Origin of the sequence: Pseudomonas sp. PS1(2021) (genome assembly GCF_020405165.1) — a bacterium.
Taxonomy (GTDB): Bacteria; Pseudomonadota; Gammaproteobacteria; order Pseudomonadales; family Pseudomonadaceae; genus Pseudomonas; species Pseudomonas aeruginosa.
This window is the reverse complement of record NZ_CP084484.1, coordinates 7,674,025-7,694,117: the sequence shown is the minus strand read 5'-3', so window position 1 is coordinate 7,694,117 and position 20,093 is coordinate 7,674,025. Positions and strand designations below refer to the sequence as shown.

16 protein-coding genes and 1 pseudogene are annotated in these 20,093 nt (G+C 68.1%); 4 read left to right on the top strand and 13 right to left on the bottom strand.

Features of this window, described 5'->3' with window-relative positions:
• Positions 1–6: 6 nt before the first annotated feature.
• A complete protein-coding gene (locus LE197_RS36450) occupies positions 7–741 on the bottom strand; it encodes an ABC transporter permease (protein ID WP_003117479.1) in 735 nt (244 codons plus the stop codon).
• Complete coding sequence (locus LE197_RS36445; protein WP_003122138.1) at positions 738–1,661, bottom strand: ABC transporter ATP-binding protein; 924 nt, start codon at positions 1,659–1,661, stop codon at positions 738–740. Before LE197_RS36445 ends, LE197_RS36450 begins: the two co-directional genes overlap by 4 nt.
• Before the next feature lie 283 nt (positions 1,662–1,944).
• On the opposite strand from LE197_RS36445, the gene plsB reads away from it, so the two are divergent.
• The 3 genes from plsB to LE197_RS36430 all read left to right on the top strand — a co-directional run bounded on the left by plsB (position 1,945) and on the right by LE197_RS36430 (position 5,807).
• Positions 1,945–4,449 carry a glycerol-3-phosphate 1-O-acyltransferase PlsB gene (gene plsB / locus LE197_RS36440; protein ID WP_014602565.1) on the top strand — a complete coding sequence of 835 codons (2,505 nt, stop codon included), beginning with the start codon at positions 1,945–1,947 and terminating at the stop codon, positions 4,447–4,449.
• Between the two features lie 142 nt (positions 4,450–4,591).
• Entirely contained in the window at positions 4,592–4,990 is a 399-nt protein-coding gene (locus tag LE197_RS36435; RefSeq protein WP_003119337.1) for a YbaY family lipoprotein, read from the top strand.
• A 136-nt stretch (positions 4,991–5,126) separates the two neighbouring features.
• Positions 5,127–5,807, top strand: coding sequence for a DUF4197 domain-containing protein (locus tag LE197_RS36430; protein WP_003098644.1), 681 nt, complete (start codon positions 5,127–5,129; stop codon positions 5,805–5,807).
• 40 nt (positions 5,808–5,847) lie between these two features.
• On the opposite strand, the gene mexK is transcribed toward LE197_RS36430, so the two are convergent.
• Both mexK and mexJ read right to left on the bottom strand, forming a co-directional pair.
• Positions 5,848–8,925: a multidrug efflux RND transporter permease subunit MexK gene (gene mexK / locus LE197_RS36425; RefSeq protein ID WP_003117477.1), complete on the bottom strand. Its 3,078-nt coding sequence runs from the start codon at positions 8,923–8,925 to the stop codon at positions 5,848–5,850.
• A 4-nt stretch (positions 8,926–8,929) separates the two neighbouring features.
• Positions 8,930–10,033 carry a multidrug efflux RND transporter periplasmic adaptor subunit MexJ gene (gene mexJ / locus LE197_RS36420; protein WP_003113855.1) on the bottom strand — a complete coding sequence of 368 codons (1,104 nt, stop codon included), beginning with the start codon at positions 10,031–10,033 and terminating at the stop codon, positions 8,930–8,932.
• 95 nt (positions 10,034–10,128) lie between these two features.
• Between mexJ and mexL the strand changes: the two genes are divergently transcribed.
• Complete coding sequence (gene mexL, locus LE197_RS36415; protein WP_003098648.1) at positions 10,129–10,767, top strand: efflux system transcriptional repressor MexL; 639 nt, start codon at positions 10,129–10,131, stop codon at positions 10,765–10,767.
• Positions 10,768–10,773: 6 nt separating this feature from the next.
• Here the strand turns inward: mexL and LE197_RS36410 are convergent, their stop codons facing one another.
• The 9 genes and pseudogenes from LE197_RS36410 to ppc form a co-directional block, all read right to left on the bottom strand.
• Entirely contained in the window at positions 10,774–12,051 is a 1,278-nt protein-coding gene (locus LE197_RS36410; protein ID WP_196752316.1) for a cytochrome P450, read from the bottom strand.
• Positions 12,052–12,079: 28 nt separating this feature from the next.
• Positions 12,080–12,865, bottom strand: a complete 786-nt coding sequence (locus tag LE197_RS36405; RefSeq protein ID WP_019371528.1) for a class I SAM-dependent methyltransferase — start codon at positions 12,863–12,865, stop codon at positions 12,080–12,082.
• A 55-nt stretch (positions 12,866–12,920) separates the two neighbouring features.
• A complete protein-coding gene (locus LE197_RS36400) occupies positions 12,921–13,616 on the bottom strand; it encodes an extensin family protein (protein ID WP_019371527.1) in 696 nt (231 codons plus the stop codon).
• Between the two features lie 4 nt (positions 13,617–13,620).
• A complete protein-coding gene (locus LE197_RS36395; protein WP_019371526.1) occupies positions 13,621–14,445 on the bottom strand; it encodes an isocitrate lyase/PEP mutase family protein in 825 nt (274 codons plus the stop codon).
• Positions 14,446–14,517: 72 nt separating this feature from the next.
• Positions 14,518–15,384 carry a DUF72 domain-containing protein gene (locus LE197_RS36390; protein WP_003143219.1) on the bottom strand — a complete coding sequence of 289 codons (867 nt, stop codon included), beginning with the start codon at positions 15,382–15,384 and terminating at the stop codon, positions 14,518–14,520.
• 18 nt (positions 15,385–15,402) lie between these two features.
• Positions 15,403–15,750: a hypothetical protein gene (locus LE197_RS36385; protein ID WP_003098661.1), complete on the bottom strand. Its 348-nt coding sequence runs from the start codon at positions 15,748–15,750 to the stop codon at positions 15,403–15,405.
• Between the two features lie 73 nt (positions 15,751–15,823).
• A complete protein-coding gene (gene tsaB / locus LE197_RS36380) occupies positions 15,824–16,504 on the bottom strand; it encodes a tRNA (adenosine(37)-N6)-threonylcarbamoyltransferase complex dimerization subunit type 1 TsaB (protein WP_003092483.1) in 681 nt (226 codons plus the stop codon).
• A gap of 103 nt (positions 16,505–16,607) precedes the next feature.
• On the bottom strand, positions 16,608–17,255 hold the full coding sequence (gene adk, locus LE197_RS36375; protein ID WP_019371525.1) for an adenylate kinase: 648 nt from the start codon (positions 17,253–17,255) through the stop codon (positions 16,608–16,610).
• A gap of 160 nt (positions 17,256–17,415) precedes the next feature.
• Positions 17,416–20,051 (bottom strand): annotated as a pseudogene (gene ppc, locus LE197_RS36370) (phosphoenolpyruvate carboxylase).
• Positions 20,052–20,093: the final 42 nt, after the last annotated feature.

The following is a 20,093-nucleotide window of genomic DNA, read 5'->3' as shown; positions in this document are numbered from 1 at the left end:
TCCCCCTCATTCGGCTTTCTTCAGCTCGACCGCCACCGCCGTGGCGGCCAGCCAGGCGACGATCAGGCTGACGAAATACAGCAGGTCGCGCAGGTCGATGACGCCCTTGCTGACGGCATCGAAGCGGGTCAGCAGGCTCAGCGAGGCCACCGCATCGAGCAACCACTGCGGCGCCCACTGGCTGAACGCATCGAGCACCAGCGGAAAGCCGCTGAGCATGAACAGGAAGCAGGCGGCCACGGCGAGGATGAAAGCGATCACCTGGTTCTTCGCCAGGGCCGACATGCACGAACCGATGGCCAGGTAGCCGCCGGCCAGCAGCCAACTGCCCAGGTAGCCGGCGAGAATCGCACCGTTGTCCGGCTCGCCCAGGTAGTTCACCGTGAGCACCATGGGGAAGGTCAGCAGCAGTGCGATTCCGGCGAACGCCCAGGCGGCCAGGAACTTGCCGGCCACGGCTTCGAAGCGGGTCAGCGGCAGGGTCATCAGCAGCTCGATCGAGCCGGACTTGCGCTCCTCCGCCCACAGGCGCATGGCCAGCGCGGGAACCAGGAACAGGTAGAGCCAGGGATGGAAGGCGAAGAAGGAGGCCAGGTCGGCCTGGTTGCGTTCGTAGAAGTTGCCCAGGTAGAAGGTGAACACGCCCGCCAGGACCAGGAAGATCACGATGAACACATAGGCCAGCGGCGTGGCGAAATAACTCGCCAGCTCGCGCTTGAAGATCACCGGCAGTTGCTTCATGCCTCCGTCCCCCGGGTCAGGTTGCGGAATACCTCGTCGAGCCGGCCGCGCTCCACGTCCAGTTCGCGGATCCGCCAGCCGCGCTCGGCGACCAGCCCGCTGACCTGGGGGAAGATCACCGCGCCCGGCTGCGCCAGGACGGTCAGGCTGCCTTCGGCGGGGTTCTCCTCGATGCCCGCCACGCCCGGCAGCACCGCCAGCGCCACGGCATCCAGGGGCTCGTCGCTGTAGAGCGTCACCGCCTGGTGGTAGCGCGAGCGGCTGGCCAGCTCCAGCGGCGTGCTGTCCGCCAGCAGCCGCCCGCCGCCGATCACCAGGGCGCGGCTGCACAGCGCCGAGACTTCCTCGAGGATATGGGTGGAGATGATCACGATGCGCTCCTGCGCGAGGCCGCGGATCAGTTCGCGGACCTGGTGCTTCTGGTTCGGATCGAGCCCGTCGGTGGGCTCGTCGAGCACCAGCGCCCGCGGTTCGTGGAGGATCGCCTGGGCCAGGCCGACACGCCGGCGGAAGCCCTTGGAGAGGGTTTCGATGGTCTGCCGGCGCACCTCGTCCAGTTCCAGCAGCCCCAGTGCCCGGGCGACCCGCTCGCGCTTGCCGGCACCACGGTAGCCACGGATCTCGGCGATGAAATCGAGGAAGCCCTGCACGGTCATTTCCGCGTAGCAGGGCGAACCTTCCGGGAGGTAGCCGATCAGCCGCTGCGCCTGCAGCGTGCGGTTGCGGATGTCGAAGCCGAAAATGCTCGCGGTGCCGGCGCTGGGCGCCAGGAAGCCGGTGAGCATCTTCATGGTGGTGGACTTGCCGGCGCCGTTCGGACCGAGGAAGCCCAGTACCTCCCCCGTCTCCACCTGGAAGGACAGGTCGTCCACCGCCACCCGCGAGCCGAAGCGTTTGCCGAGGTTTCTTGTTTCGATCATGGTCCCCTACCTGTTCCGGCGGCCGCCGCCATGTCCGGCCAGGGCCGCGAAAAACGCGCAGGGACTATAGCCGAAGCGCCCCGCCGCCTGGCAATACGGGGCATCGGGAGAACCTTGGCAAAACGTGACAGAACCCGAACGCCTGCCGAAGGTTCTACATTCGCAACCTGTTCGCCGCCGTTCGCCGTAGGACGCGTTGCGTTCTTTTGCGGCCCTCCGGGGATTGCGGCAAACTAGCCGCGCCCGTCACGCCGGGTCCCGATCAACTGCCAGTAGACACCGTATGCCCCGCTACCCTTTCCGCCGCTTTGGTTTTGGCGCCCTGCGCCGCCTGCTGTACCTCTGGGTACGCTCGGAAACCATCAACCAATCGGCCTTCACCCTGAAGATCGACCGCAGCAAGCCGGTGCTCTACGTGCTGCAACAGCCTTCGGTCAGCGATCTCGCGGTAGTGGATACCGAATGCCGCAAGGCCGGGCTGCCGCGTCCGGTGATGCCGGTAGCGGTAGGCGACGCCATCGAGCCGGCGGCGTTCTTCTACCTGACGCCCGAACCCGACTGGCTCGGCCGCCAGGATAAGCGCGGCGCCTCGCCGACCCTGGTGCGCATGCTCGCCGCGGTCGGCCAGAACGGTCTCGACGACGCGCAGATCATTCCGGTCAGCGTGTTCTGGGGACAATCGCCGGACAGCGAATCGAGCCCCTGGAAGCTGCTGTTCGCCGACAACTGGGCGGTCACCGGGCGCCTGCGCAAGCTGGCGCGCATCCTGATCCTCGGACGCAAGACCCGTGTGCAGTTCTCCGCGCCGATCCACCTGCGCGAGCTGGTGGAACAGGGCAAGGGCCACGAGCGCACGCTGCGCATGGTCAACCGTATCCTCCGGGTGCACTTCCGCAACCTGAAGACCGCGGTGATCGGTCCCGACCTGTCGCACCGCCGCAACCTGGTCAAGGGCCTGCTGCGCGCGCCGCTGGTACGCCAGGCGATCAGCGAGGAATGCGAGAGCGAACGGATATCCCAGGAGAAGGCCGAAGGCATCGCGCTGCGCTACGCCAATGAAATCGCCTCGGACTTCTCCTATCCGGTGATCCGCTTCCTCGAAGTCATCCTCAGCTGGTTCTGGAACAAGCTGTACGAAGGGGTCAAGGTCAACCACATCGAGCGGGTGCAGGACGTGGCCCAGGGCAACGAGATCGTCTACGTGCCCTGCCACCGCAGCCACATCGACTACCTGCTGCTCTCCTACCTGCTGTTCCGCAACGGCCTGACCCCGCCGCACATCGCCGCCGGGATCAACCTGAACATGCCGGTGATCGGCTCGATCCTGCGCCGCGGCGGGGCCTTCTTCATGCGCCGCAGCTTCAAGGGCAACCAGCTCTACACCGCGGTGTTCAACGAGTACCTGCACACCCTGTTCTCCCGCGGCTTCTCCACCGAGTACTTCGTCGAGGGCGGCCGTTCGCGCACCGGGCGCATGCTCCACCCACGCACCGGCATGCTCGCCATCACCCTGCGCAGCTTCCTCCGTGACTCGCGCCGGCCGATCGTCTTCGTGCCGGTCTACATCGGCTACGAGCGCGTGCTGGAAGGCCGCACCTACCTCGGCGAACTGCGCGGCGCGACCAAGAAGAAGGAGTCGATCTTCGACCTGTTCAAGGTGGTCGGCGCCCTGAAGCAGCGTTTTGGCCAGGTCTGGGTGAACTTCGGCGAGCCGATCCATCTCGACCAGTTCCTCGACCGCCACCAGCCCGACTGGCAGGACCAGGACCTCGGCCCGGAATACCGCCCCGACTGGCTGCCGCAGACCACCAACCTGCTGGCCAAGGACGTCGCCCGCCACCTCAACGACGCGGCGGCGATCAACCCGGTCAACCTGGTCGCCCTGGCGCTGCTCTCCACCAGCCGCCAGGCCCTCGACGAAAGCGCCCTGGCGCGAATCCTCGACCTCTACCTGGCGTTGCTGCGCAAGGTGCCCTACTCGCCCAGCGCGACCCTGCCGGACGGCGACGGCCAGGCCCTGATCGAATACGTGAAGAGCATGAACCTGCTGGCCGAGCAGAAGGACGCGCTGGGCCGCATCCTCTATCTCGACGAACAGAACGCGGTGCTGGCGACCTATTACCGCAACAACGTCCTCCACGTCTTCGCCCTGCCGGCGCTGATCGCCAGCTTCTTCCAGAGCAACTCGCGGATCAGCCGCGAACAGTTGCTGCGCTTCGCCCGCGCGCTCTATCCCTACCTGCAGGCGGAACTGTTCATCCGCTGGAGCCTGGACGAACTCGACGCGGTGATCGACCAGTGGCTGGCGGCCCTGGTGGAGCAGGGCCTGCTGCGCCAGGAGAACGACACCTTCATCCGCCCGGCGCCAAGCTCGCGGCAATACGTGCTGCTGATCCTCCTCGCTCGTTCGGTGACCCAGACCCTGCAGCGCTTCTACATGGCCATCGCCCTGCTGCTCAACGCCGGGCAGAACGCCCTGACCGCCGAGGAACTGGAGAACCTCTGCACCGTGATGGCCCAGCGCCTGTCGATCCTGCATGGCCTGAACGCCCCGGAGTTCTTCGACAAGAGCCTGTTCCGCCACTTCATCCAGACCCTTCTCGACCTGCGTGTGCTGCGCAAGGACGAGGCCGGCAAACTGAGCTACCACGAACTGCTCGGCGAACTGGCCGAAGGCGCCGCCAAGCGCGTGCTGCCGGCGGAGATCCGCCTGTCGATCCGCCAGGTGGCGCTGGAGCGTCCCGCCGAGGAAGCCGCCGCCGAAAGCAACGACGCAGCCGCCAACTGAGACCCGGCGCCCGCCCTGCGAGGGACGGGCGCCGCTCCGCTGAAATATCCTGCGACCTTTCCCTGTTCCGGCCCGGCAACCTATGCTGGTTTCCCGGGTCAGAGGCCCGCTCGTTTTTTGTTCCGTCTGAAAGGAGGCTCCCATGAAAAAACTGCCATTGCTGCTCGCCGCCAGCATCCTCGCCGGCTGCGGTACCCAGCAATCGACTTCGAACGCCAGCTTCGATGGTGAGGTCTTCTACCGCGAGCGTATCGCCCTGCCGCCCTCGGCGCGCCTGAGCGTGAGCCTGGAAGACGTGTCCCTGGCCGACGCCCCTTCGGTGCAGTTGGCCAGCCAGACCCGCGAGATCACCAGCCAGGTGCCGCTGGCGTTCCACCTGGAGTACGACCCGAAGCAGGTCAAGCCGGGCCACAGCTACGCGGTGAGCGCGCGCATCGAGCTGAACGGCCGCTTGCTGTTCATCAACACCACCCGCCACTCGGTGAAACTCGACGGCAGCGACCCGCAGCCCTATCGCGTGCAGGTCGAATCGGCGCGCTGAAGCACACCGCGGCAAGCCGCCGGTGCGAACCGGCGGTTCCCTCCAGTACACTCCACCTCCTATTCGCTACCGGTTGCCGATCCACCTCACGACGAGCGGCCGGATACCCCGTACGTTCCACATCAAGGACGCTGTCATGTTCCGACTCACTGCCCTCTGCGCCGGCCTGCTGCTCTCGGCCAACGCCCTCGCCCTGTCCCTCGCCGACCTGTCGCAGAACGACGCCTCCAGCGGCCTGAAGGACGCCCTGACCCAGGGCGCGCAGATCGCCGTCCGCCAGCTTGGCCAGCCGGGCGGCTTCAACAACAACCCGGACGTGCGCATCGAACTGCCCGGCAAGCTGGGCAAGGCGGCGAAGCTGATGAAGCAGTTCGGCATGGGCGCCCAGGTCGACCAGCTCGAGGCGAGCATGAACCGCGCCGCCGAGGCTGCCGTGCCGCAGGCCCAGGGCCTGCTGGTGGAGGCGGTGAAGAAGATGACCGTGGCCGACGCCAAGGGCATCCTCAAGGGCGGTGACGACGCCGCCACCGAATACCTGGACAAGTCCAGCCGCGAACAGCTGCGCGCGAAGTTCCTGCCGATCGTCAAGCAGGCCACCGACGAGGTCGGCCTGGTCAAGCAGTACAACGCCTTCGCCAGCCAGGCGGCGACCCTTGGGGTGGTCGATGCGAAGAGCGCCAACGTCGAGGGCTATGTCACCGAGCAGGCCCTCGACGGGCTCTTCGAGATGATCGCCAGGCAGGAGAAGAGCATCCGCCAGAACCCGGCGGCTGCCGCCACCGGCCTGGCCAAGAAGGTCTTCGGCGCGGCCAGGTGAGTCGACGGACGGGGCGCGATCGCCCCGTCCCCTTCTCCCGTCAGGCCCGCGCCTCGTCCTTCTTCACGCGGAACCAGGCGGCATAGAGCGCCGGCAGGAACAGCAGGGTGAGCACGGTGGCGACGATCAGCCCGCCCATGATCGCCACCGCCATCGGCCCGAAGAACACGCTGCGCGACAGCGGGATCATCGCCAGCACCGCCGCCAGCGCGGTCAGCACGATGGGCCTGAAACGCCGCACGGTAGCCTCGATGATGGCGTGCCAGCGATCCAGTCCATGGCTGATGTCCTGTTCGATCTGGTCCACCAGGATCACCGAGTTGCGCATGATCATGCCGGCCAGGGCGATGGTCCCGAGCATCGCCACGAAGCCAAACGGCTGGCGGAACAGCAGCAGGAACAGGGTCACGCCGATCAGGCCCAGCGGTGCGGTGAGGAATACCATCGCCATCCGCGAGAAGCTGCGCAACTGCACCATCAGCAGGCTCAACACCACCACGATGAACAGCGGCACGCCGGCGTTCACCGAACTCTGGCCCTTCGCCGCGTCCTCCACCGTGCCGCCCACCTCCAGCAGGTAGCCGTCCGGCAGCTCGGCGCGGATCGGTTCCAGGGTCGGGGCGATCTGCGCGACCAGGGTCGCCGGCAGCGAATCGTCGTAGATATCGGCGCGCACGGTGACCGTCGGCAGGCGGTTGCGGTGCCAGATGATGCCCTCTTCGAAGCCGTATTCGAGCGTAGCGATCTGCGACAGCGCCACGCTCCGGCCATTCTCGGTCGGCACCGCCAGGCTCGGCAGCAACGACAGGTCACGACGCTCCTGCTCGGTGCCGCGCAGGAGGATCTCGATCAGCTCGTTGTCTTCGCGGAAGAAGCTCACGTGCGAGCCGGTCAGCGCGCTCTGCAGGAACTGCGACAGGCTGGCGGTGCTCACCCCCAGGGCACGGGCGCGCTCCTGGTCGATGCTCAGGTACACCACCTTGCTCGGCTCTTCCCAATCCAGGTGCACATTCACCACGTGCGGGTTCTCGCGCATCTTGTCGGCGACCTTGCGCGCCAGTTCGCGAACCTGCGGGATGTCCTCGCCGGAAACCCGGAACTGCACCGGATAGCCCACCGGCGGCCCGTTCTCCAGGCGACTGATGCGGCTGCGCAGGTGCGGGAAGTCCTCGTTCATCCGCTCGATCAGCCACTTGCGCAGCGCCTCGCGGCTCTCCAGGTCCTTGGCCAGCACCACCACCTGGGCGAAGCTGGCCGCCGGCAATTGCTGGTCCAGCGGCAGGTAGAAGCGGGGCGAGCCGGTGCCGACGTAGGCCACGTAGTTGTCGATGCCGTCATGGCCCTGCAGCATTTTTTCCAGGCGCTGGACTTCCTCGCCGGTAGAGCGCAGTGAGGCGCCCTCCGCCAGCTTGATGTCCAGCAGCAGCTCCAGACGCGCCGAGGGCGGGAAGAACTGCTGCGGCACCAGGCGGAACAGCAGCAGCGCGCCGACGAAGGCGGCGAGGGTCAGGACGATCACCGTCTTGCGGTAGCGCACGCACCACTCCACCAGACGCCGGAAGCGCTGGTAGAAGGCCGTAGCATAGGGATCGTAGCCATCGGCGCTGCCGCCGTGCTTCTGCGCGTGCAACCTGGCCAGGTCCGGCAGCAGCTTGGCCCCCAGGTAGGGAACGAAGACCACCGCGGCGAACCAGGAGACCACCAGGGCGATGGTCACCACCTGGAACAGCGAGCGGGTGTATTCGCCGGTGCCGGACTGCGCGGTGGCGATCGGCAGGAAGCCGGCGGCGGTGATCAGGGTGCCGGTGAGCATCGGGAAGGCGGTACTGGTCCAGGCGAAGGCGGCCGCCTTGAGACGGTCGTAGCCCTGCTCCATCTTCACCGCCATCATCTCCACCGCGATGATCGCGTCGTCCACCAGCAATCCCAGCGCCAGCACCAGGGCGCCGAGGGAGATCTTGTGCAGGCCGATGCCGAAGTAATGCATGGCGGCGAAGGTCATCGCCAGCACCAGCGGGATCGACAGCGCCACCACCAGGCCGGTGCGCAGGCCGAGGGAGAAGAAGCTCACCAGCAGGACGATCACCAGCGCCTCGGCCAGCACCCGGATGAACTCGCCGACCCCGGTACGTACCGCCGCCGGCTGGTCGGACACCTTGCGCAGTTCCAGTCCGGCCGGCAGCGACTGCTGCAGGCGGGCGAACTCGGTTTCCAGGGCCTTGCCCAGCACCAGGATGTCGCCGCCCGGCTTCATCGCTACCGCCAGGCCGATGGCGTCCTCGCCCATGAAGCGCATGCGCGGCGCCGGCGGATCGTTGAAGCCGCGGCGAACCTCGGCCACGTCGCCGATGCGGAAGGTGCGGTCGCCGACGCGGATGGGGAAGTCGCGGATCTCCTCCACCGAATCGAAACGCCCGGAAACGCGCAACTGCACGCGGTCGCTGGCGGTCTCGAAGAACCCGGAGGAGGCCACCGCGTTCTGTTCCTCCAGCGCCTTCTGTACCGCCGCCAGGGGCAGGCCGAGGGTGGCCAGCTTGGTGTTGGACAGGTCGATCCAGATCTTCTCGTCCTGCAGGCCGATCAGCTCGACCTTGCCGACGTTCCTGATCCGCTGCAATTGCAGTTGCAGGCGGTCGGCATAGTCCTTCATCACCGCGTAGTCGAAGCCCTTGCCGGTGAGCGCATAGATGTTGCCGTAGGTGGTGCCGAACTCGTCGTTGAAGAACGGGCCCTGGATGCTTTGCGGCAAGGTGGCGCGAATGTCGCTGATCTTCTTGCGGATCTGGTACCAGAGTTCGGGGATCTCGCTGGAATGGATGTCCTCGCGGGCCATGAAGGTCACCTGCGAGACGCCGGGGCGGGAGAAGGACACGATGCGATCGTAGTCGCCGGTTTCCATCAGCTTCTTCTCGATACGCTCGGTGACCTGCCGGGCCACCTCTTCGGCGCTGGCGCCCGGCCAGTTGGTCTGCACCACCATGGCCTTGAAGGTGAACGGCGGGTCTTCGCTCTGCCCCAGCTTGCTGTAGGACAGCGCGCCGACCGCGCCAAGCAGGATCATCAGGTACAGGACGATCTGGCGATTCTGCAACGCCCAGGCGGAAAGGTTGAAGGACATGCGACTACTCCTTGGCCGCCAGTTTCACCGTGCGGTTGGCCCGGTCGATCGGACGCACCTGCTGCCCTTCGCGAAGCACCTGGACCCCGGTGGCCACCACCCAGTCGCCAGCCTTCAGGCCTTCGAGCACCGGCACCCGGTCCTCGGCATAGGGACCGGTGCGCACCGCCTGCCGGCGCAGGGTCGAGCTGCCCGGCTCGACCACCCAGACGAACGCCTGGCCGGCCTCTGCGGTCAGCGCCGACAAGGGAACCGATAACGGCACCGCCTCGGCGGCGGCGACGTAGACCCGCGCGCTCTGGCCCAGTTCGGCCGGAGTCGCGCGGTCGTCGAAGGCCACCCGGGCGGCGAAGGTACGCGATTGCGGATCGGCCGCGGGCGAGAGCTCGCGGATATGCCCGGCGAAGCGTCTGTCGCGTTGCGACCAGAGTTCGACCGACACCGGCTGGCCGATGCGGAAACGTTCGAAGCTGTGTTCCGGCAGGCCGATCAGCACCTCGCGTTCGCCGTCGGCGGCCAGGCTGAAGACCGTCTGTCCGGCCGCCACCACCTGGCCCACCTCGACGCGCCGGCTGGCGATCACGCCATCCTGGGGCGAGCGCAGCACGGCATAGCCGGCCTGGTTGTCGGCGACGTTGAATTCGGCGCGGATCTGCTTCAACCGCGCCTCGCCGGCGCGGTAGCTGTTCTGGATGTTCTCGAACTGGGAATGGCTGACCAGGTTGCGGTCGAGCAAGGTGCGGTAGCGCCGGTACTCGGCGCGCACGGTCTGCAAGTTGGCCTCGGCGGCACTGACCTGGGCCCGCGCCGCCTCCAGTTGCAGGCGCACGTCCTGGGGATCGAGTTCGGCCAGGGGCTGGTCCTTCTTCACCCGCTCGCCGACTTCCACCAGCCGGCGGATGACCTTGCCGCCGATGCGGAAGGCCAGCTCCGGCTCGTGGCGGGCGCGGATCTCGCCGGGAAAGGCCTGGCTCACCTCCCCCGCCGGCTGGGGCTGGACGACGATCGCCGGACGCGCCGCGGCTGGCGGCGGCGTGCCGTTGCCGCAGGCGGCGAGGAACAGGGAGGAAAACAGGGACAGGGCGACGAGCGGGATATGGCGGTACATGTGACACCTTCCGCAAACTGCGTTCGAGTTCTTATACTGGGCGGTATAGTAAAAATACAGAACCCATCAGTCCAGTATTTCAATTGTATAAGCGCATGTCAGAACCCACCTCCTCCGTCGGTCCCGGCCGGCCCAAGGACCCGGCCAAACGGGAAGCCATTCTCGAGGCGGCCAAGCGCCTGTTCCTCTGCAACGGCTACGACGGCAGCAGCATGGAAGCCATCGCCTCGGAAGCCGGCGTTTCCAAGCTCACCGTCTACAGCCACTTCACCGACAAGGAAACCCTGTTCAGCGAAGCGGTGAAGGCCAAGTGCGCCGAGCAGCTTCCCGCCCTGTACTTCCAGCTGGCCGAAGGCGCGCCACTGGAAAAGGTCCTGCTGAATATCGCCCGCGGCTTCCACCGGCTGATCAACAGCCACGAGGCGATCGCCCTGACCCGCCTGATGGCCGCGCAGGCCGGGCAGAACCCCAAGCTTTCCGAGCTGTTCTTCGAGGCCGGGCCGAAGCAGGTGATCGACGAGATGGAACGCCTCCTCGAGCAGGCCCGCCGCAGCGGCAAGCTGGCGTTCCCGGACGCGCGCCACGCCGCCGAACACTTCTTCATGCTGGTCAAGGGCTGCGCCAATTACCGTCTGTTGATCGGCTGCGCCGAACCGCTGGACGAGGCCGAAGGCGAGCGGCACGTGGAAGAAGTGGTGGCGCTGTTCCTGCGCGCCTTCGCCGCGGGCGGCTGAGGCAGCTCAGGCGCGACGGCGGAAACGCACCCGCGCTCGCTGCGGACGCAGGGAAAACCAGCCGCGCGGCGCCAGGTCGCCGTCGTGCATGATGTCCCAGTGCTCGACCCAGTAGGCCAGCGCCGCCGCCAGATCGATCATCGCCATCGCGGTGCCGGGGCAGGCGCGGTCGCCGAGGCCGAAGGGGAAGTAGGCGCCGCGCGGCCAGCGCGCCGGTTCGAGGAAGCGCTCGGGACGGAACTCCAGCGGCGCCTCGAACCAACGGGGATCGCGCTGGGTGATCCAGCTCGAGACCATGGTCACGTCGCCGCGCTTCAGCCGCTGGCCGAACACCTCGATGTCCGCCGTCACCTGCCGCGGCGCCAGGCCGTAGGCCGGCGGGTACAGGCGCAGGCACTCCTGCAGGACCGCCCTGAGCAGCGCGCAATCGCGCAGGTCGGCGACCGAGCGGATCGCCGTCCAATTCACTCGCGCCAGCTCGGCGCGTAGCCGCGCGAGCAACTCGGGACGCTGGGCCAGCAGCAACAGGCTCCAGGTCAGGGTCACGCCGGTGGACTGGTGGGACGCCATGAGCAGGGTGCAGAGTTCATCGCGCAGGTCCGCCAGCGGCCGCGGCGAGCGCTCCGCCACCTCGCCCACCGCCTCGCGCAACTGGCCCAGCGCCCAGCGCTTGCGCGGGCACAGTTTGCTCGGGAACCAGTGGCCCAGCGGCAGGCCGGTGCTCATTTCCAGCAATGCCACCCGCGACAGCAGGCGCACCGCCTTGGCGATCCGATAGGCCGACGGTTGCAGGTCGACGTCGAACAGCGCGTGACCGCTGAGGGTGACGCTGAACGCAGCCATTTCCAGGTCGAAGTCGTATTCGCGCCCCTCCTCCACCCGCTCGCCCCACTCCGCGGCCAGGCGGCGAACCTCGCTGGCCGGCGGCGGCGCCAGGTGCGGCCGTACTTCTTTGCGCCGGGCCTGGGCGGGGGCGCCCTCGCGCATCATGAAGCTGCGCCCGTTCCACTGTTTCAGCATGCACAGCGCCGGCTGCCAGCGTTGCAGGTCATCGCGGCGATCGACCATCAATTCCTGCACCGCCTGCGGATGGAACAGGCACCAGAGGCGCTGCGGGCCCATGCGGGCAACCGCGAGGTCCGGCTGCGCGACGTGCATCTTCTGCAACCAGGCCAGCGGATCGCGCTGCATCTCCAGCCAGTGGCGGACACCGGCACGCCCGTCGTTGGCCCAGGGCAGGTGCGCCAGGCGCCGGCGAATCGGACAATCGATGGTCTGCTGCATGCTCGCCGCCTCCCTGCGGTGTCGACACTCAGCCCTTGCCCAGGGCCTTCTTCGGATAGATGTCGTAGCGGCTGGACTTGCCTTCCAGGCTATAGCCGGGCTTGGGCCCTTCGATGATCGGCGCCTTGCGCGGGCGCTTCACCACCACCCGGTGGCTGGCCAGGGCCAGGGCCGCCTGCAACAGCGCCGGGGCGTCGAGATCGTCGCCCACCAGCGGCCGGAACAGACGCATTTCCTTCTTCACCAATGCGCTCTTGTCGCGATGGGGAAACATCGGGTCGAGGTAGATCACCTGCGGCGCCTCGCCATCCCAGGCGCGCATCAGGTCCGCCGAGTTGCCGCCGAGCAGACGCATCCGCGCGGCGATCGGCGCCACGTCGGGATCGCGCCGGGCGCGCTCCAGGCCATCCTCGAGCAGGGCGGCGATCAGCGGCTGGCGCTCGACCAGGGTAACCTCGCAGCCCAGGCTGGCGAGGACGAACCCATCCCGGCCCAAGCCGGCCGTGGCGTCCAGGACCCGCGGACGGATGCCTGGCTGGACGCCGACCGCCTTGGCGATCATCTGTCCGCTGCCGCCGCCGAACTTGCGCCGGTGGGCGCTGGCGCCCTCGACGAAATCGACCCGCACCGGACCGGGGGAGTCCGCCCCCAGTTGCAAGACCTGCAAGCCCTGCTCGCCGACCTGCACGGCGAACTCCGCCTCGTCGTCCGCCGCCAGCGGCAGGCCGAGCCGCTCCGCCCAGCGCCGCGCAGCCTCGGCGCAACCGGCGGACAGGGCTTGGACATGCAGGCGAGGAGCGGTGGAATCGGTCATGGTCGGGCAATCGTCGGGGAAAGCGCGGATTTTGCCAGAGTTGACCCGCACGCGCTCACCGGCAGACCTTCCATAGGCCCATGTCGAGGTGGAAGTGATCCCGGTGGGCGGCGTTGTAGTCGGGCCCCAGCACCGCATTGAAACTGGCGCAGGCGCCGTCCCGCACGCGGCGCAGGAAGCGCCCGTCGGCGCTCTCGCCGGCCCAGTCCGTGGCCAGGCGGATCCGCCTCCCGTCGACCAGGCGAAAGCCGCTGATGTCCAGGGCATTGGCCGAGGCATGCTGGCTGCGCCGACCGTCCTCGCGGTTGTAGACGTTGCGGCAGGCGAAGCTGCCGACATGCTCGACCCGCGCCAGCGGCTGGCCATAGATGTCCAGGGCTGCCGGTTGCAGCACGTGCCGCTCGAACAACGCATAGCTCACCGCCAGCGGGCAACTGGCGAGAAAGCTGCTGCTCAACTCCAGCGCCGCCCCACGCACGCGCAGGCTGTTGCTCAACGGGCAGGTAGCCGATGGCGGGTCGTCGGCTACCCGCTGGTAGCGCAGTTGCGAGGTGGCCAGGGCGGCGTCGCAGAGGCTCCGGTCGTCGGCCAGCCGCCATAGCTTGTAGCGGGTCAGCAGGTTCGGCGGTTCGCGCACGTCCAGCGGCAGCCAGGGATTCCAGCGCGCCGGCAGATCGAGCCACTGGTAGCGCAGGGCGCCGATGGCCCCCGCCAGCAGCAGTAATGGCAGCAACCAGGCCAGGCGGCGCACGGGTTCAGCGGAACAGGTCGTTGATACGGTCGAAAGGCATCGCCGCACGGGTCGCTTCCAGGTCGCGCCGCGCCAGCGCCTGCGCCGCCTGATGGAAAGCGCCGAAGGCGACCCGGGCAAGATTCGAGCCCAGGCTCACGCGCTTGACGCCGAGGGCTTCCAGCTCGTCCAGCGACAGCTCCAGGCGCGGCGAACCGACCAGCACGTTGATCGGCTTCGGCGCCACCGCTTCGAGCACCGCGACGATCTGTTCGCGGCGGTTCAAACCGGGCGCGTAGAGCACATCGGCGCCGGCATCGGCGTAGGCGCGCAGACGCCGCAGGGTGTCGTCGAGATCCTCGCGACCATGCAGGAAGTTCTCCGCGCGGGCGCAGAGGGTGAACGGAAATGGCAACGCACGGGCCGCCTCGACCGCGGCAGCGACCCGCTCCAGCGCGGCGGAGAACTCATAGATGGGCTGTCCGGCGCGCCCGCTGGCATCCTCGATGGAACCACCGACCAGACCGGCCTCGGCGGCCAGGCGGATGGTCGTGGCGCAGTCTTGCGGAGCATCGCCGTAGCCGTTTTCCAGGTCGGCGGCGACCGGCAGATCGGTGGCGGCGACGATCGCCCGGGCGTTTTCCAGCGCCTCAGTCCGGCTCACCGCGCCTTCCGCGTCGCGCCGGCCCAGGGAGAACGCCAGGCCTGCGCTGGTGGTGGCAAGGGCGTTGAAGCCGAGGCTGGCGAGCATCTTCGCCGAACCGGCATCCCAGGGATTGGGCAGGACCAGCATGCCGGGCCCCTGGTGCAGGTCGCGGAAACGTTCGGCGCGTTGGCGTTGGCTGGTCATGGCGGCGGGCTCCGTGGCGGGGAAAGGACTCCCTAGCCTAGGCGCAGGCCGGCGGAGCGTCGAGCGCCGCGCTCAGAGCAGGCCCAGTTGCTCCACTTCCGGGGCCGGGATCGGCTCGGGTAGCGCCGGCAAGCCTGGCAGGCGCTGGCCCAGCAGCGCATGGAAACGCTGGGCCTGCTGGGCCGCCAGGTGATTGTCGGGGGTATGCAGGAATACGTATGGAGTCAGGCCGGCCTCGATCCAGTCGGCCACCTTGTCGACCCAGGGCAAAAGGAACACCTCGTTGGCCGGCAGGTCGGGACCGCCGATGAAACGCACCTGTGGCGTATCGCTGAAGGCCGCCGGACGGATCGGCAGGCGCGGCTTCTTCGACTGGGCGTGGAGCACCGCCGGATCGTCCGAACGGCAACTGAACAGCGCCCGCGAATCCAGGCAGATGCGCTCCACGCCACGCTCGCGCAGGTGGCGGTTGAGCAGGCGCTCGTCCTCGCCTTTGTCGAAGAACGCCGGGTGGCGTACTTCCACGGCAATCCGTCGCGGACTCAGCTCATCGAGGAAATACAGCAGTTCGCCCAGGCGCTGCGGGGTGAACGCCGCCGACAGTTGCAGCCACAGCGGGCTGACCCTTTCGCCAAGCGGCGCCAGCAGTTCGAGGAAGTCGTCGGCGGCCTCGAGCCGTTCGCGCAGGTCGCCTTCGTGACTGATATCGCGGGGAAACTTGGCGCAGAAGCGGAACCCCGCCGGCATCGTCTCGGCCCAGCGCCGCACGGTTTCCGCCGAAGGCCGGGCATAGAAGGTGGTATTGCCCTCGACCGCGTTGAAGATGCCGCCGTAGTGTCCGAGGTAGTCGGCGGAACGCAATTCGCGCGGATAGAAGCTGCCTCGCCAGGCCGCCTCGTTCCAGGATGGACAACCGAGGAAATAAGGAAGGGAAACCACGGGAGCGCAGGGAACCGCTCAGGCGTAGAGGTCGAGGCCGAGGACATCCTCGGCGCCGGCGTCGATGTTGAGGCTGGCGGTGGAGTTGTAGCTGGCCAGGGCCATCGCCGCATGGCTGCTTACCGGGCGCTGGAACGCCAGCAGGTCGCGGGCGCTCACCGGCAGGCTGTCGCCGCCCGCCGAACTGGCCTGGACCTTGCGCGCCTGCGGCGCCTGCTCGAAGCCCTGGCTGCCGGAAACCGGCGCCGGCTGCTCGCGCCGCGCCTCGACCTCGCGCTGCACGTCGCGATACGGCGTGACCGCGGAGCCCGGTCGGGCGCTGCGCTCCAGCGGCAACGAAGAGGAAGAAAGTCCGTCGATACGCATGATCAAAACCCGGGGAAGTCTCCACACTCTAGCCAGCCCCGAAAGGCTTGGCAATTACCGCTGCGCGGCATTTTCAGGGCGCTTTTTTCGGCGTCGCCACGTTGTCGCGCAGGTACACCGGCAGCGCCTGTTCCGCCTCCACGCCTTCGCCGCGCGCCCAGGCGAAGCCGGCCAGGCTGAGCAAGTCCTCGGCATGCGGCAGCAGGCTCGCGTCCAGCGCGGCCGGGCGCTGCGGCATGCGCTCGACGTAGCCCCAGCCGGTGCCGGCGCCGAACCAGTCCGCGGCAGCGGCGTCCCACGGTACGGCGACCCGCTCGGGCGGCAGTACCGCTTCGCTGCCGGCCAGGCGCATCTCGCCCTGTTGCAACTGGTAGCAACCCCAGTAGACCTCGTCCATCCGCGCGTCGATGGCCGCGGCGACCCGCTCCGCACCCTGCTCGCGGTAGGCCCGCTGGGCCAGGATCGCCAGGTCGGAGACCGCCAGTACCGGGCGCTGCAGGGCGAAGGCCAGGCCCTGGACCACGCCGATGGCGATGCGCACGCCGGTGAAGGCGCCCGGACCGCGCCCGAAGGCGATGGCGTCCACCGCGGACAGGGCGACGCCGGCCTCGTCGAGCAGGTCGCGGACCATCGGCAGCAGGCGCTGGGCGTGCAGGCGCGGGATCACCTCGTAGTGACTGAGCGCCCGCCCCTCGTGGAGCAGGGCGACGGAGCAGGCTTCGGTGGAGGTATCCAGGGCCAACAGAGTGGACATCGACGGTTCCGCGTGGTGAAAAAGACGCCGATTGTACCAGCCTTCGCCGCCCCGGAAACGCCGACGGCCCGCAAGCGGGCCGTCGGTGCTACAGCGCTGCGGATCAGCTCAGGGCCGAAAGCACTTTCGCGGTGATCTGCTCGACCGAGCCGACGCCGGCGATGCTGTGGTATTTCGGGGTGCCTTCGGCGGCCGACAGCTTCTGGTAGAAGTCGACCAGCGGCTTGGTCTGCGAATGATAGACCGACAGGCGGTGACGCACGGTCTCTTCCTTGTCGTCCTCGCGCTGGATCAGCTCTTCGCCGGTAACGTCGTCCTTGCCGGCGACCTTCGGCGGGTTGTGCTCGGTGTGGTACACGCGGCCGGAGGCCGGATGCACGCGACGACCGGCGATACGCGACACGATCTCCTCGTCGTCGACGGCGATCTCGACCACGTGGTCGATGGTCACACCGGCGTCCTTCAGCGCTTCGGCCTGCGGGATGGTCCGCGGGAAGCCGTCGAACAGGAAGCCCTTGGCGCAATCGGCCTCGGTGATGCGTTCCTTGATCAGGGCGATGATGATGTCGTCGGATACCAGGCCGCCGCTGTCCATCACGCTTTTCACCTGCTGGCCGAGCGGGCTGCCGGCCTTGACTGCGGCGCGCAGCATGTCGCCGGTGGAGATCTGCGGAATGCCGAACTTCTCGGTGATGAACCGTGCCTGGGTGCCTTTGCCGGCACCGGGTGCCCCGAGCAGAATCACACGCATCGATATGCTCCTTAGAATTGGTAAGCGAAAGTCTGGATCCGCCTCGTGGGGCCAATCTCGTATTTGCAGGAAACGGCACTGTATGGCGCCGAAAAGGCTGTCCAAGATACACAGCGCCCCCCCACCGCACAAGACACCGAAAGTTGCCCCCCGCCTTCCCTCATCCGGTGTTGCGCAGTCCGGCGGCGACCCCGCGACCGTCACCAGCAGCGCCTGCTCCAGGCCGCCGCAGGCGTCGCCCTGGCAGCGCCGCGAACGGGCCAGAAGCTCAGCCTGGAGCAGGTGCAGCGGGTCTAGATAGCTGTTGCGCACGCTGATCGACTCGCGGGTCTCGCTGGCGTGGGCGAGCAGCAGCGACTGCCCGGTCAGTCCCAGTACCACGCGCACCGCCTGCGACAATAGGTCGCGTAAACGACGCCCCAGCGGACGCAGCTCGAGCGGCACTAGACGTTCGTCGTAGAGCCGCGCGATATCCGCGTCGGCCTTGGCCAGGACCATTTCCAGCATGTCGATGCGGGTGGTGAAGAACGGCCATCGCTCGCGCATCTGCCCGAGCAGCGCGCCCTCGCCACGCTCGATGGCGTTCAGCAAGGCGGTCTCCCAGCCAAGCCATGCCGGCAGCATCAGGCGCGTCTGGGTCCAGGCGAAGATCCAGGGAATCGCCCGCAGGCTCTCCACCCCGCCTTCGCGGCGCTTGGCCGGGCGGCTGCCCAGCGGCAGACGGCCCAGTTCCTGCTCGGGCGTGGCCAGGCGGAAATACTCGACGAACTGCGGATCGTCGCGCACCACCCTGCGGTAGGCCAGCAGCGCGTCCTTCGCCAGGCGGTCCATCTGCGCGCGCCAGGCCGGCTCCGGAGCCGGCGGCGGCATCAGGGTCGCTTCCAGCACTGCGGCGAGGTAGAGATTGAGGTTCTGTTCGGCGATGTCCGGCAGACCGAACTTGAAGCGGATCATCTCGCCCTGTTCGGTGACCCGGAAGCGCCCGGCCACCGAACCCGGCGGCTGCGACAGGATCGCCGCGTGGGCCGGCCCGCCGCCGCGACCGACGGTACCGCCGCGGCCGTGGAAGAGCAGCAACTCGACCTCGTGCTGGCGGCAGATCTCCACCAGTTTCTCCTGCGCCCGGTACTGCGCCCAGGCCGCCGTGAGGGTACCGGCGTCCTTGGCCGAATCGGAGTAGCCGATCATCACTTCCTGCACCCCGGAGAGCCGCGAACGGTAGCCCGGCAGCGTCAGCAGGCGCTCCATGCAGGGGCCGGCGTTGTCCAGGTCGTCGAGGGTCTCGAACAGCGGCACCACGCGCATCGGCCAGTCGACGCCGCTTTCCTTTAGCAGCAGTTGCACCGCCAGCACGTCGGACGGCTGGCCGGCCATCGAGATCACGTAGGACCCCAGCGACGCCGGTGGTGCGGCGGCGATCGCCCGGCAGGTGGCGAGCACCTCGGCGGTATCCGCCGAAGGCTGGTAGTGCGCCGGCAGCAGGGGGCGGCGGCTGTTCAGTTCCTCGAGAAGGAATTCCAGGCGGGTCTTCTCGTCCCACTCGTCGTAGCTGCCCAGCTCCAGGTACTCGGTGATCTCGCTCAGCGCGGCGGCATGGCGGGCCGAGTCCTGGCGCACGTCCAGGCGTACCAGGAACAGGCCGAAGGTGGCGGCGCGGCGCAGGCAGTCGAGCAACGCGCCATCGGCGATCACGCCCATGCCGCAGGCGTGCAGCGACTCGTGGCACAGTTGCAGCGGCTCGACCAGGTCGCGGTTGTGCTCCAGGACGCCCTCCGCGGCCGGCACCTCGCCGGCCAGGGCCTGGTGGGTCCAGTTGCGGGTCACGCGCAGGCGCTCGCGCAATTGCTTGAGCAGGGCGCGATAGGGCTCGGCGCTATCGCCGACCCGCGCCAGCAGCTGCGGCGAGGCCTGCTGCATGGACAGCTCGGCGGCCAGTCGGTCGATATCGCGCAGGTACAGGTCGGCGGCCATCCAGCGCGCCAGCAGCAGGACCTCGCGGGTCACGCTGGCGGTGACGTTGGGATTGCCGTCGCGGTCGCCCCCCATCCAGGACGCGAAGCGCAGCGGCGCGGCGGTCAACGGCAGGCGTTCGCCGGTGCTGCGCAGGAGTACCTCGTCGACGTGCCGAAGGACGTTCGGCAAGGCCTGCCAGAGAGAATGTTCGATCACCGCGAAGCCCCATTTCGCCTCGTCCACCGGGGTCGGCCGGACCTTGCGGATCTCGTCGGTATGCCAGGCCTCGGCCACCAGCCGCTGCAGGCGCTGCTGGATGCGACTGCGCTCCTCCGGCAGCAGGTCGGCATGGTCCTTGGCCGCCAGCTGCGCGGTGATCGCATCGTATTTCTGGATCAGCGTGCGCCGCGCCACCTCGGTGGGATGGGCGGTCAGCACCAGTTCGATCTCCAGCCCGGCGAGCTGGCGAGCCAGTTGCCCGGGGGCATGCCCGGCGTCCTTGAGACGCCCCAGCAGCTCTTCCAGCACCAGGTTCTCGAAGGGTTCCGGCTCGTTCGGCCGGCGCCGGCGGATACGGTGGTATTGCTCGGCGATATTGGCCAGGTTGAGGAACTGGTTGAAGGCCCGCGCCACCGGCAGCAGTTCGTCTTCCTCGAGCCCGTCGAGGGTGGCGGTGAGCTGCTGGGCGCCCTCCGCGGAACCGCGGCGGGCAGCCTTGGCGCCCTTGCGGATCAGCTCGATCTTGTCGAGGAACCGCGGGCCGTACTGCTCGCGGATGGTGTCGCCGAGCAATTCGCCCAGTTGGTGGACGTCCTCGCGCAGGCGCGCATCGATCTCCGGCATGACCTGTCTCCACTGCGGGTGGGAAACCAGCTTGGCTCAGGC

Bases quoted from the DNA above. Each gene is read 5' to 3' on its own strand.
- LE197_RS36450 (WP_003117479.1), bottom strand. From the start codon at position 741: ATGAAGCAACTGCCGGTGATCTTCAAGCGCGAGCTGGCGAGTTATTTC.
- plsB (WP_014602565.1), top strand. From the start codon at position 1,945: ATGCCCCGCTACCCTTTCCGCCGCTTTGGTTTTGGCGCCCTGCGCCGC.
- LE197_RS36430 (WP_003098644.1), top strand. From the start codon at position 5,127: ATGTTCCGACTCACTGCCCTCTGCGCCGGCCTGCTGCTCTCGGCCAAC.
- LE197_RS36405 (WP_019371528.1), bottom strand. From the start codon at position 12,865: ATGACCGATTCCACCGCTCCTCGCCTGCATGTCCAAGCCCTGTCCGCC.
- LE197_RS36385 (WP_003098661.1), bottom strand. From the start codon at position 15,750: ATGCGTATCGACGGACTTTCTTCCTCTTCGTTGCCGCTGGAGCGCAGC.
- LE197_RS36410 (WP_196752316.1), bottom strand. From the start codon at position 12,051: ATGCAGCAGACCATCGATTGTCCGATTCGCCGGCGCCTGGCGCACCTG.
- mexK (WP_003117477.1), bottom strand. From the start codon at position 8,925: ATGTCCTTCAACCTTTCCGCCTGGGCGTTGCAGAATCGCCAGATCGTC.
- mexJ (WP_003113855.1), bottom strand. From the start codon at position 10,033: ATGTACCGCCATATCCCGCTCGTCGCCCTGTCCCTGTTTTCCTCCCTG.
- tsaB (WP_003092483.1), bottom strand. From the start codon at position 16,504: ATGTCCACTCTGTTGGCCCTGGATACCTCCACCGAAGCCTGCTCCGTC.
- mexL (WP_003098648.1), top strand. From the start codon at position 10,129: ATGTCAGAACCCACCTCCTCCGTCGGTCCCGGCCGGCCCAAGGACCCG.
- adk (WP_019371525.1), bottom strand. From the start codon at position 17,255: ATGCGTGTGATTCTGCTCGGGGCACCCGGTGCCGGCAAAGGCACCCAG.
- LE197_RS36395 (WP_019371526.1), bottom strand. From the start codon at position 14,445: ATGACCAGCCAACGCCAACGCGCCGAACGTTTCCGCGACCTGCACCAG.
- LE197_RS36435 (WP_003119337.1), top strand. From the start codon at position 4,592: ATGAAAAAACTGCCATTGCTGCTCGCCGCCAGCATCCTCGCCGGCTGC.
- LE197_RS36445 (WP_003122138.1), bottom strand. From the start codon at position 1,661: ATGATCGAAACAAGAAACCTCGGCAAACGCTTCGGCTCGCGGGTGGCG.